The 13,242-nt window shown below is 42.0% G+C and carries 7 protein-coding genes; all 7 read right to left on the reverse strand.

From position 1 onward, the window contains the following. Positions 1-159: 159 nt before the first annotated feature. The 7 genes from BM015_RS12485 to BM015_RS12515 all read right to left on the reverse strand — a co-directional run bounded on the left by BM015_RS12485 (position 160) and on the right by BM015_RS12515 (position 12,844). A complete protein-coding gene (locus tag BM015_RS12485; protein WP_245751400.1) occupies positions 160-1,266 on the reverse strand; it encodes a glycoside hydrolase family 2 TIM barrel-domain containing protein in 1,107 nt (368 codons plus the stop codon). A 103-nt stretch (positions 1,267-1,369) separates the two neighbouring features. Beyond that, on the reverse strand, positions 1,370-3,205 hold the full coding sequence (locus BM015_RS12490; protein ID WP_090658876.1) for a glycoside hydrolase family 2 protein: 1,836 nt from the start codon (positions 3,203-3,205) through the stop codon (positions 1,370-1,372). A gap of 310 nt (positions 3,206-3,515) precedes the next feature. Continuing rightward, entirely contained in the window at positions 3,516-5,573 is a 2,058-nt protein-coding gene (locus tag BM015_RS12495) for a beta-L-arabinofuranosidase domain-containing protein (protein ID WP_090658879.1), read from the reverse strand. Positions 5,574-5,851: 278 nt separating this feature from the next. Next, positions 5,852-6,844 carry a glycoside hydrolase family protein gene (locus BM015_RS12500; protein ID WP_090658881.1) on the reverse strand — a complete coding sequence of 331 codons (993 nt, stop codon included), beginning with the start codon at positions 6,842-6,844 and terminating at the stop codon, positions 5,852-5,854. A gap of 57 nt (positions 6,845-6,901) precedes the next feature. Continuing rightward, positions 6,902-7,603, reverse strand: coding sequence for a DUF3823 domain-containing protein (locus BM015_RS12505; RefSeq protein ID WP_090658883.1), 702 nt, complete (start codon positions 7,601-7,603; stop codon positions 6,902-6,904). 21 nt (positions 7,604-7,624) lie between these two features. Then, positions 7,625-9,538 carry a RagB/SusD family nutrient uptake outer membrane protein gene (locus tag BM015_RS12510; RefSeq protein WP_090658885.1) on the reverse strand — a complete coding sequence of 638 codons (1,914 nt, stop codon included), beginning with the start codon at positions 9,536-9,538 and terminating at the stop codon, positions 7,625-7,627. Positions 9,539-9,622: 84 nt separating this feature from the next. Beyond that, complete coding sequence (locus BM015_RS12515) at positions 9,623-12,844, reverse strand: SusC/RagA family TonB-linked outer membrane protein (protein ID WP_177191898.1); 3,222 nt, start codon at positions 12,842-12,844, stop codon at positions 9,623-9,625. Positions 12,845-13,242: the final 398 nt, after the last annotated feature.

Consider the following 13,242-nt stretch of genomic DNA (forward strand, 5'->3'; position numbering starts at 1 on the left):
ATTCCCTCTCCAAAGGAGAGGGATGCCTCTGCGCAAGAAGCATCATTCATTGATAGCGGAGGTTTTATTTCATTTTTTACGTTGTTGATTAATATTATGAACTAAAAATTTTTTAGCGGCTCACAAATCCCCTCCTTTGGAGAGGATTTAGGTGAGGCCTTATTTCGCTCCCGTTAATGATTTTATCAGCTTAATTTCAGCCTCGCTATATACTGTGCCATCTTTCCTGAATATATCATGAAACCAAACTTTTGGTTCCTTACCATCAGGCATTGGCGTATCCCATGCATACATGGTGTTTGTTTTGCCTGCAACCAGCCCCCAGTTGATAGCGCCAACATTTTCCTTCTTCAGCAAAGGCATAATATTACTAAACAGGCTGCCTCTTGTGCGTGCCATGTATTCAGTGCAAATAAGCGGGCGGCCATATTGTTTTAATGAATCAATCACTTTGGCATGCTCGTCTTCTTTGTTGTAGTTATGATAAGTGATAACATCAGAATTTTCCAGTTGAAATTTATTCAGTTCCGTTAAGTCAGGCTTCCAAACACCGGCAGATAAAGGCTGATCGGGATCAATCTGCCTGGCCCATGAAAATGCTTGTGAGAGCAGTACCATGCTTTTGTTGCCATAACCTGAATTGCCCGGTTCATTATACAAATCCCACAATAAAATGCGCTTATCATTTTTAAAAGTTGTCAGTACATCTTTCACATACATTTCCAATGTATCAATTAAAGCAGGTTCTTCATAATACAACTTGCCCGGATCTTTTACCCAGCCTGAATTATGTATGCCCGGTTTTGGCTCACGCTGTTTGCCTGCCTGATAAACTGAATCCCAGCAATCATCAAAAAACACAAACATGGTGCTGATGTGATGTTTATCAGCAATAGATAAATATTCATTCATCCTCTGCTTAAAACCTTCCTTATCCACCTGCCACGCAACGTGATGCAAGAACACACGCATTACATTAAAACCAATGCCTTCTGCCCAGCCCAGTTCACGGTCGATTGTAGCGGTGTCAAACGTTTCAGCCTGCCAGAATTCCAACTGATTAATTGCAGTGCTTGGCGTGAAATTGCTGCCAGCCAGCCAGCCTTTTGTTGCATACCAGTCATTTGCTTTTTCCTTGCTCCATACTTCACGTTCTTTTGTGGAATCGCTTGTGGTTGTACCCGCCTCTTCATTTTTGTTTTCCTGTTGCCCGCACGATGCAGCAACAACAATCATTAACAGCGGTAATAGATATTTCTTCATCATTTCAGGATTAAATTTTTAAATCTTAATGCTCGTTCAATTCGCTTAATCTTTATAATAAAGGCCTGTAAGGCTTTTGAAACCTTACAGGCCTGTGTGCATTGCACTATTCTGTTATTGTATATAATTTTTCGTTCGCTGCTTTCAATTTGTCAATTGGCATCTTCATCACTTTCCTGTCATACGTCATAAAACCGTTTATCTCACCTTCCACATCTGTTGTTTGTGTATAAACCGCAGCCGATAAACCATGTTTAATTAATTCAGCAAGCCTGTCGTCCATGCCGCTAAAACGGGTGAACAAACTATCTCTTGCCTTAAAGCTTTGATAGCCCCAGTTTTTCTCCTGCCATAGATGGCCTTCAACAGGCAATCCAAGCCCGCCATATTCACCCAGCACCAATGCCTGCTTTGCACCAAACACTTCAGGGCGCGGCATGGCAGGATCAGGATAATTATGCAAATCGATGACATGGCCTGTTACATAAAAATTGCCGCCGCTTGCGCTGTTCACAATTCTTGACGGGTCTTTTTTCATCGTCCATTCTGTTATTTCAACTGTTTTAAATTGTCCCCATGCTTCGTTAAACGGCTGCCATGAAACAATGCTTGGAAAATTATATAAGGCATCAATTATCGCATTCCATTCTTTACGGTAATAACCTTCGCTTTCAGGTGTGCGGTCTTTATCTGTTGCACGGCCTAAAATACCCGGCCTGTTTTCCCAACGGTTGCCAAGATCACCGCTTGGCATATCCTGCCATACCAGCATACCAATACTGTCGCAGTAATAATACCAGCGTGCAGGCTCTACTTTAATATGCTTGCGTATCATATTAAAGCCCATTTCTTTTGTTTTTTCTATATCGAATTTTAAAGCAGCATCTGTTGGGGCGGTATATAAACCATCAGGCCACCAGCCCTGGTCGAGCGGGCCAAACTGGAATAAGAATTTATTGTTGAGCATCATTTTTAAAATACCTTTTGCATCAGGTGCAACCGATATTTTACGCATGGCAAAATAACTTTTCACTTCATCAACAACTTTGCCTTTACGCTCAATTGTAACCTTCAGGTCATATAAAAAAGGATTGGATGGCGACCATGCTTCAGGGTTATCAACCGGCAAAGAAATGGTTGCATCAGTGCCTGATTGTTCGGCCACTTTTTCATTGCCTTTCCATGCGCTCACATGTATAAGATCACCGGGCAATAAATTTTCTGTCGCCGTTGTTACTGTAATGGTTTTAGCATCAAGATCAGGTGTTTGTTTGGTTGAAACAATATAAGTTTCAGGAACAGTCTCCAGCCAAACCGTTTGCCATATACCGGTTACTGGCGTGTACCAGATACCATGCGGGTTTATCACCTGTTTGCCACGTGGCTGCGGGCCTTCATCGGTAGGGTCCCACACATGCACAGCGAGTTCCTGTTTGCTGCCTTTCTTTAAAGCAGATGTTATATCAACGCTGAAGGGATCAAAGCCGCCTTCATGTGTTGTAACCTTATTGCCGTTTACATATACATCGGCGCGCCAGTCAACAGCCCCGAAGTGCAGCAATACTTTTTTACCTTTTGTTTTTGAATTGATATTGAATGTTGTCTTATACCACAGTACGCTGTCTTTACCAACTGTTTTGCCAACACCGGACAATGCAGATTCAACGCAAAACGGCACTAAAATATTTCCCTGAAAAGTGGATGGCATCACCTCACCTTCAGCTTTTGGCAAAATGCTGTATTGCCAAAGACCGTTTAAGTTTTGCCATCCATTCCTTTGCAGTTGGGGGCGTGGATAATCAGGTAAAACACTGGCAGTGGTTACGCTATCTGCCCAGGGCGATTTAATTTTTCCGCCCACTATATGCCAGACATCATTTTGAGCCTGCACAATACCAATACTACCCGCTACAACTAATGCTACTAATAAAACTTTTTTCATTAATAAGGTTTATCGTTTATAATACCGGCCGGCACCCATGAAGTACCTCGCCGCGTTACATCATTTAAAAAATGAGGGAAGAATAAATTTCTACGACTAAAAATTTATTTACTGCTCTTCCCTCTTTTAAACAACTGCTTATGAGAAAAAGCCTCCCCCCAAACCCCTAAGGGGCTTAGCCCTGCTATGGGCAGGGGATTAATCTTTTATTACAACTTGCTTTTATATTTTATAAGAACTTGCTTAAATAACACACTCTACAATTTCCCGCTCTGTAAAGTCTCCTCTTTGGAGAGATTTAAAGTGGCTGTTATTCCACCACGGGAAACGCTGATATGCGTAACCTCGCAGCGCCCATTGGAATTAATTCTATTGCTTCTTCTTTGGTTGATACGGCCACGGGGCTTTGCGGCAGCGTGTCGCATAAACCATATTTATCTATCGTCCATCCGGGAATAATTTTCCCTTTTGCTTCAATTACTATTGGCGTTGATTTTGGCGTGAAGGGAAAGTTATCAGCAGGCCACTGGCGCTTTACAATCTTAAACTGACCGGCGAGCGGTTGCTTATTTAAGTACAAGCCATAATTCCAGGCGCTTGCAGGATAAATATCATACGCCGGCCATTTGCTCTGGTCTGCACCGGGTTGCCATTTCGAATCCCACTGAATGCTTTTTTTACTGTCGGCCAATTTATAATCTTCATCAATTTTTAAAGAGAAAGAAAGCGGGCCGTAATAAAGGCTCACACTGTTTTTATTCTTTTGCCATTCCTGCAATTTCAACTGCATCGGTAAGGTTAACTCAATAACATCGCCATTTTTCCAGTTATTTTCCAGCCGTACGTAAGATGATGCAGTCATACTGTCTGCCTTAACAGCCTGCCCGTTAATGCTCACCGTTGCATCATTGCACCAATGCGGTATGCGCAGGTACAAAGGGAAGTTTGCATTTTTTGAAGTGCTTACTTCTATTTTTATATGTTCATCAAAAGGATAATTAGTTGTTTGTATTAGAGTAACATCATTGCCTTCACCAACTTTTGCAGTAACCTCACTGCTGCTGTAAAAGATGGCTGCAATACCGTTATCCGGCGTTGCCATCCATAAATGTTCTGCATAATAAGGCCAGCCCTGTGCATGGTTATGCTGGCAGCAACGGCTGCTGAAAGGGTTCATCATTAAAAACGGCCCTTCGTTCTGAATGCCTGGCGCATGGTTCTTGCTGTCGCTTATAACCATATTCGGAGCAGTTAAATAACGCAGTGCTTTAAAGTCGGGCATAACCGCAGCGGGATAGGTATTGAAAGCAACATCTTCAGCATTATCGGCCCATATCGGGTCGCCGGTAATGCCGGTTAAAATTTCATCAGATGCCATCTGTTCAACAAGGCCACAGGTTTCAATTGCCTGGCGGGGATCATCATAACCTTTACGTGCATTTTCATCAGCGCCAAACATACCGCCCGGCACCTGCCCGTATAATGTTCTTACTAAATTAAAATCGTTGTAAGTGGCATGTAAGAAAGATGAATCTTTTGCCTGCATATAATAAGTGGCAGGTTCGCGAAAACATTGTGCAACGTTTACATTATGCCAGTTGGGAAGATTATCGGGCTGCATCCAGTTGGCAGTGTTATTGTGAATTTTCGTAGCAAGGTCAAGCAGCCATTTTTCACCGGTTTGATTGTACAGCCAATAAATGCTGTAAAGATTATCTCCGCCGCGGCTGTTTTCCCAATAGGTTTCCAAAAAATTGCTATCGGGCAGCATGGATTGCCATTTAAAATATTTCGTCATGAAAGGAATAACACGCGGGTCTTTGCTGTATTCATAAAAAGACTGCATTGTCCACAGCATGATCATATTTGGCCACAGGTCAAAATGCCCGTCTTTATCAGGCCTTATTTTAGGCCCAAAATAACCATCAGGCTGCTGGCTCTGAAACACTTTATCCAGCCAGCTTTTTGTTTCATTGATAATAGTGTCGTCATTCAAAATATAGCCCAGGTCGCCGTAGCCTTTCAGCCAGTAAGGCACTTCTTCCCAGCCATGATCACCTTCACCATTACCGCTAAACCATGCATTATTCTTCTTCTCCAGCCACGCGCTTATTTCGCCAAGATGACCGGTTAAACCATCACGCTGCAATTGCAAATATTTTAATACCCAGCCTTCAGGCTTTATACTTCCAATAGGTAATTTTATAAAATGCAGGGGCAGTAAAGGTTGCTTATTACTTACATAAAAAGCATTGGTGGCAGTTGTGGAAGGAGATGTTACAACACTCAGTTTTAAGGTTTGTTCCTGTGTTGAATTACATGCACAAAAAAGAACGCTAAAAAAGAGTATGTTTAAAAATTTGTTCATCCGCTAATAAACTGGTTTTTCAAAGTCGTCAATGTTAATAATGTTTTATTTATTGCCACAGATGCATAGAATAAGAAGCAACTTTTCAAGTTGCTTGATTTTTATTTTGTTACCAGCTAATGAACAGGTGGCATCACGGTTGGCCTGTTCCGATTTTCGGGAGTCGCATTACCGTCATCAGCATATCGTTGTGCAGCTATAAACTTTCTTCATAGCCATTTATTTTTTCTGGCCTGCTACCGGCCTGACGCTTTGAAGCGTCTGACAACCTCACTCCTTTATTCGTCCGGCAGCCAGAAATCAAAAGGCTTATTCCTGTCGCAAACCAACGTCCCGTTTTTAAATTCAAGCTGCGCCGCCTGTATGGACGATCTGCGCAAATTAAAAGGGATAATGCCATTTTCACCTGCCGGCGCTTCGCCATGCGATATTCTTCCCGGGTGCGTGAAGTAAAAAATATAGGCTTTATTATTCACTACAATTACATCGCCATGTGCACCGCTTGGCTTGTCTTCCCGCCGTGATGATGCCGAATCTAAGACCAGCCCTTGTTTTTCCCATATTTCGCCATCCTTAGAACGATATACCCGCATGCCGTGCCATTCATCGGTAAGCATCCAGTAATAATTTTCATACTGAAATATCTTGGGCCCTTCCTGGCGGCTATCGCTGATGACAGGCTGATTAACCATCTTCCATTTGTACAGGTCATTGCTTTCTGCCAACATAATCCTGGCATTATTCGCATCATCTTTATACCACATACGCCATAAGCCGTTTGGCATTTTACACAGCGATGCGTCAATCACGTCTTCAGAAGAAAGCTTTAAAAAATCAATGAACTTCCAATCCCATAAATTGGTGCTGGTATAATGCGCCATTCTTTTTTTGCCGCCCCAATGTATTCTTGCACCTTGTATATACACCACAAACATGTGATACATGCCATTCTCATACACAATATCAGGCGCCCAGAATGTATTGCGGCCTTTTTCAATTTCAAGGTTTAATGTGCCGCGGTAAACCCAGGTTTGCCCATGATCTTTTGTGGAGGCGATGCCAATATCATTTCCATAACAATAGGCAACATCCGGCGCTTCTGTATTGGCGCGGCGTTGGGAATACAACATCCACCAACTCTTTTCTGCACGGTTCCATATAACGACAGGATCGGCAGCGCCGTCTGTTATGGGGTCCCGGAATAAAGGGGCCGGCGCAGCATGCAGAATGCTATCCGCATACTGTGCACCAACCACTTTGTAAAAGCCCATTATGCTAACTAATAAAAGAACTTTTTTAAAATGCATTTGTTTTTGGCAATTGCATTATTAGAAATTAAGCTTAAATAATGGTGAGAATATCATGTCTTCAACGCCAGCTATTTTTAAACCAATGCGTGCAAACACATAATTCTGTGCAGGCGTTATAGCCGGTATGCTTACTGATAAACTTACATTGTCAGGATTAGTAATATCAGCGCCTGAAACACTTGCTGAGGCTATATTATTTGCACCTGAAACAAATTGTGTTTTATTAATGTACAGCGTTACGCTTTCAATATCTTTTGCATTGGCATCAGTAACTATCTTCTCAATTTTGCATGTACCTGAAACAGTGCCGCCACCTGCTGAAATACTGGCATTGCGCACCATGTAATACGGTGTTACTTCAATGTTCAGTTGCTGGCTGCCGCTAACAGTTACATCTAAAGAATCCGGTGCGCCGCCGGCTGTTTTAGGCCAGAGGAAAGGCCCCTGCCCGTTAGGCACAATAAACTTATAACTGCCATTGAACAATATAGAGCTTATTACACCACTTTGCGTAAAGGTTTGCTCTACAGGGCCTACCTTGCCAAAACCATATTGATAAAACTGGTAAGGCACACGGTTATATTCAAGATAAATGCTGTCGCCTTTATACAGGATGGCTCCATTGACCTGCTCCTTTGGAGGATCGTAGTTATCTTTTTTACTGCAGGCACTTGCTGCAACCATCAATAGGATAAGAGAAAAATATGATATGGTCTTCATAATAATTTTTTTTGCTTTTACTTATTGATTTGGCTGTCTTACAATTTTTGGATTAGCGGCAATAACATCATCATTAATGCGTGAATAATAATTACCAAGCTGGAAGAGGTTGCTGCCGGTAACTGTGCTTGGCAAGGTTTCTTTAAACACCCATTTGCCGTTATTAGCGCTATTCGGATTATAAAATTTATAAGGCCATAAACCCCAGGGTTGCGTGTTCTTTTTGGTAGCAGAACCAATGTTGCTCACAAGGTCAGACTTGCTCATTGGCGAGCCATTCCATACTACGTTTGCCAAACGCCAGCGTTTCATATCATAAAAATAATGGCCTTCAAATGCAAGCTCCACCCTTCTTTCATGCACAATGCGGTCGAAGGTTATATCGCCGGCTGCAAGCGGTATGGTTAAGCCCGCCCTCTTGCGCACCTGGTTCATATAATTAGCGGCTGTTGCATTATCGCCCAACTCAAAAGCAGCCTCAGCGGCATTCAGTAAAACTTCTGCATAACGATAGCGTATAAATGCAACATCACTGCCACGGCCGCGCCTGCCTGAACCCACCGTTGGGTCAAGCCATTTGCGTATATAAAAACCTGTTTGTGAACGTAAAGCAAGCCCGTTTACAGGGCCGTCAGCGCCCACAACCTGCACCGGTGTTGTTGTGCCCGGCAATGGCTTTTGGTTTACAGCATTATCGCTCGTGGTAATAGTGCCATCCGGCTCAATATAACCGGCCCATATATCCACAACGCCCGTTTTAAATACGGCGCTGGGCAGCAATACGGTACCGGCAAGGCGTGCATCGCGGCCGGCAAAAATATCCTGTATGTTATCGTAGTAAATAAAGTTGCCGCTGGCATCTGTTGTTGGCAAAGGGGCATATGTATTATCCAGCTTTTCAAATGCTTCAACAAGATTTAAAGAAGGATTTAAACGGCCGGCATCATCGCCTTCATCAGAAAAAGAGAAAGGCTGGTCGTTGGTGGTAAATCCATGTGTTTTTCCGCCATTTGCTTTAAAATCTTCTATGAAAATAGCTTCCTGGTTTACGCTGGTTTTATCTAAAAATATAGAAGCGAAATTGTCGGAAAGATTAGGTAATACTTCATATAATTTATAGCTGCCGGCGCTGCCATCTATAATTTCCTGCGCCGCTTTTAAAGCTATTTGATAATAACCATTTGCTTTGCTGGCCTCAATTCCAACTTCGCCGCCAGGCAATGAAACCTGTGGTGTTTTGGCGCCATATTTTGCAATAGAACCTGCATATAAAGCAGCCCTTGCTTCCATAGCCAGTGCTGCTGCTTTTGTGGCCCTTGATTTTACATTCACATCAGCAGGCAGATCATTCTTAATAGCTTCAGCTTCGCTGATTACAAAATCGTAGATATCAGATTCTTTTGCCCTGGGGTATTGAAGATCACTCACATCGCCCTTGCTAATATCATAAATAAGTGGCTGCAATACCAGCGGAACACCGCCCATTCTTTTTACCATTTCAAAATAGAAATTGGCGCGTAAAAACCTGCCTTCTGCCATAAACCTTGCTTTATCACCGGCAGACAATTCTGTGGATGCGCTGTCTCTTTGCAGAAACAGGTTCAGGTCTTTGATATATGCATAGCTGTCAAACCAGTTAACCTGCCACTCAGAATAACTCCAGCCTGTTCTTTGTACAATATTATAGCTGCCCGCATCTGAAGGGAAAGATTCGCTAAAATCTGCAAAAGTTGACCAACCTCCGTCCAGGCTTGAGAAATCAAGTTGCCTGTTATATAAATCTCCCAATACTGCCAGCACAAGGGCAGGATCGGAGAACGCCACATCTGCCGGTATAACCGAAGTTGGCGGTATGTCTAAAAATTCATCATCAGTCTTGCTGCACCCTGTTATTAAAACCAATGCAAGTGAGAAGATGGAAATATATTTTTTCATGTTAATCAATTTTGTCTTTTCAATGGTATCATGCAATTTGCTGTTGCTTATTGCATGATATTTATTTCTTTTTTGATGATGGTTTTAGAATGTAATGTTTGCGCCCACATTAATCACCCTGTTTTGCGGGAACTGTAAACCGTTATCATCTATCACTTCAGGATCAAGGTTATACTGAGCCAGGTTATCGATAGAGAATGCATTAAACACGTTTAAGTAGAACCTTGCTCTTTGAATCTTTACTCTATCTATCCATTTTGATGGCAGCGTATAGCCTAACTCCAGCGTTCTTGCCCTGAGCTGTTTCACATTATGCAGCCAGAAAGTTGAATTCCTGTCGTAATCGCTATGGCCGGTGCCGGGATTGTACCTGTTAGCCGGATATTTACCAGGTATCCATTCGCTGTTGGGATCGAATATGTCTGCACGGTGCCACCTGTCTTTAAATATTTCATTCAGGTTACCATTGCCCTGGAAAGCCCAGCGCTGTTCCCAGTTCTGGAACCATGTATAGCCTGTGGCGCCGGAAAAGTCAGCATGGAAATCAAGCCCTTTGTAAGCTAACCCAATTGATAAACCGAAGTTGGTGGTAGGTTGTGAGCCATAAGCATAACCAATAGGCCTTGTATCCTGGCCATCTATTTTATTATCGCCGTTTAAATCCTTGTAGATAAGATCGCCGGGCAATAAAGTCCTATTGCCTTGCCCGTCAATGTTTATCGGATAATTGTTAATCTGCTCAATTGACTGGAATTGCCCTTCAACTATGTAACCAAAGGTTTTATTATTCAGCCTGCCTTCAGCAGAATTAAAGTATTCATCAATAGAATTAAAGAATAAAGGATTATATGTCTCTAAAGATTTGGAGCGGGCAATGCCAATATTGGCTGTAACGTTAAACAATAAATCCTGTCCAATCTTTCCGTTATAACCTACTGAAAATTCACCGCCATACTGCGCATCACTGTTCACGTTTTCCTGCGGTAATGTGTAACCCAGTTCAATAGGTATAAGTATATCGTTCTTGCTGCCCAAAAGACCGGTACGTTTTCTATAGAAGTAATCGAATGAGCCTGTAATTTTTCCATTCAATAAACTGTAATCAAGGCCCACATCGGTGAGCTTGCTTTTCAGCCATGTAATGTTGGTAGTGGGAACACCTTTATCCCTTGCCACCGTAACAGAATTACCATCGAGGATAGCTACGCCATTGTTTCCATATATATAACCCTGCAGGTAAGCATAAGGAGCAACGATGGGATTGCTGTTATTATAAGGATTGGTATCATCACCCAAAATACCATAAGAAGCCCTTATTTTTAAATCCGTAAGAATCTTGTTGCTATTATTCAGCAGCTTTTTCATAAAGCCTTCTTCTGTGATTCTCCATCCGGCAGAAACACCGGGGAAATAACCAACGCGGTAACCGGGCGCAAAGAGATAAGAAGCATCGCGCCTTAAAGAACCTTCGATAAAGTATTTATTAGCGAAGCTATAGTTTACCCTTGCGAGGTAACCAACCCTTGACGTTTTATCATCGCTGTTTTGATACTGGTCAATTATAGGGAAGTAAATGAGCGGAAGGTTGTTGGATATAGGGTTCGCATGCACCCAGTTCCTTGCCCGTTCCGTAGTGAGCCTTTCAGCTACCACCGTAGCGCCCACTGTGTGTTCGCCAAAATTATTGTTATAGGTTAATTGCCCCTGTGTTGTTGTATTGATCTGTTTGATCTGTTCCTTTTCACGCCAGGGGTTTGTGCTGCCGCCAGAAGGATTATAGGTATCTGTTGCTTCATCATACTTGTAACCATTGTAAGTGTATTCCTGGTTGTCCAGTACATTATCAGCAATATAATAAGAATATAAACCACGTAATGTAAGGCCTTTTATGCCCGGTATCTGCCATTCAGCATGGAAATTGGTTTGCAATACACGCCAGTCATTACGCAAATGGCCGGCTATCTTATTGTTCAAATAAGCATAGTTGGTTTCAATGTGGCCGATATCATTCAGATAGGCAGGATTATCGTTGGCATAAGGCCTTTCCGTAGGATTGTTTCTCAGTACTGCATAACGCGCCAGCCAATAATCATCCAAACCGGGCACACCTGGGTTTTCTCTTGTTTCAATCCTGCCATTTATGTCCATTCCCACTTTCAAACTGTTAGCCAGTTTTGCTGTAACGTTTGACTGAATATTAGTACGTTTAAACAAATACTCTGCGCCCATTACTGAGTTTTGATAAAAGTGTGTGCCTGAAACATAATAATTCACTTTATCTGAACCACCATTAATGTTTATGTTCATTGAATTTTGCGGTGCATTATTGTTCCTGGTAATAAACTTGCGCCAGTCGAAACTCCTGTATTGTTTGCCTGCACTTTCCCCTTGTTTATATTTATCCAATTCTTCCTGTGTAATGTTGGTTGTACCGTTGCTGTTCATTTGTGCATCGGCCACATAATACATATAATCGTAAGAGTTATTCAGCACTTTAGGAAAGCGGAACCATTGCTGCCAGCCATAATACATGTCAAGGTTTACATTGTTCTTGCCGGTTGTACCTTTTTTAGTAGTAACCACCACAACGCCATTACCACCACGCACACCATATATGGCAGCAGAGGCATCTTTCAATATGCTGATACTTTCAATATCATTGGGCGCCAGGTTATTGAACTGGCCTGCATCCTGCTGTATGCCATCAATTACATACAATGGGTTACCCATATTACGTATCTGTATATTGGCTGAAGCACCGGGCCTGCCATCCGGCATCCTGAATGTAACCCCAGGCAGCTTGCCCGCCAGTGTTGTGCTTACGGTTGAACCGCCATGCACACGGTCAATGTCTTTACTGGTAATAGTAGAAATAGCGCCGGTAACAGAACCTTTTTTCTGCGTGCCATAACCTACCACCACCACATCGCTAAGGCCTGAAATATCGGGTTTCAAAACAATCTCGATGAAAGACTGTCCTCCCAGGCTTTGTGTAACTGACGACATACCCACATAAGAAAACAGCAGGCTTTTATCGTCAGGGGTAACAGAAATGGAGAAGTTACCATCATTGTCTGTTGTAGCAAACTTTTTTGATTTATCTGTGGAAACAGTAACACCCGGCAATGCTTTTGATGTTGAATCGGTAACATGTCCGGTTATAACAGTGTTCTGGGCATTAACCTGCGTTTGCATTAAAGCAAAAACAAAAACAAGCAGTGTAACCGCTACTGTTTTTGCAAGCTTGCTTTTTGGAATATTTAAATAATAAAATGATTGATTGCGCAATCGTAAATATTGTTTCATAATACTACAGTTTGTGTTTTGTTCATGTTTTGATAGTTAGTGATTCAATACAATATTTTCATGTTGAATTATTAATGAGGCATTTTTGTTTTCTCATAAAATTTTTATTGATACAGCATAATAAACAGCCTTACAATTTGCACAAAACATTACCGTCATCAACATTACATTGCTGATGTACAGATATTCTTTTACTATGTGTTGTTTTAAATACCCTGGTTTCGCACTACAAGCAATATTTCATACGGCCTTTTCAGCCGGCGTACAATTTCAGAACGTAAAAAAAGTTATAATTCATAACTTATGCCTGGTTATTTGTATCAATCTTTCATCAAAAAATCTCAATTTGTTTTTTGCTGATTGAGATGTTATGATAATTTAGCCGCGATGGGAATAGT

Origin of the sequence: Parafilimonas terrae, assembly GCF_900115755.1 — a bacterium.
Taxonomy (GTDB): domain Bacteria; phylum Bacteroidota; class Bacteroidia; order Chitinophagales; family Chitinophagaceae; genus Parafilimonas; species Parafilimonas terrae.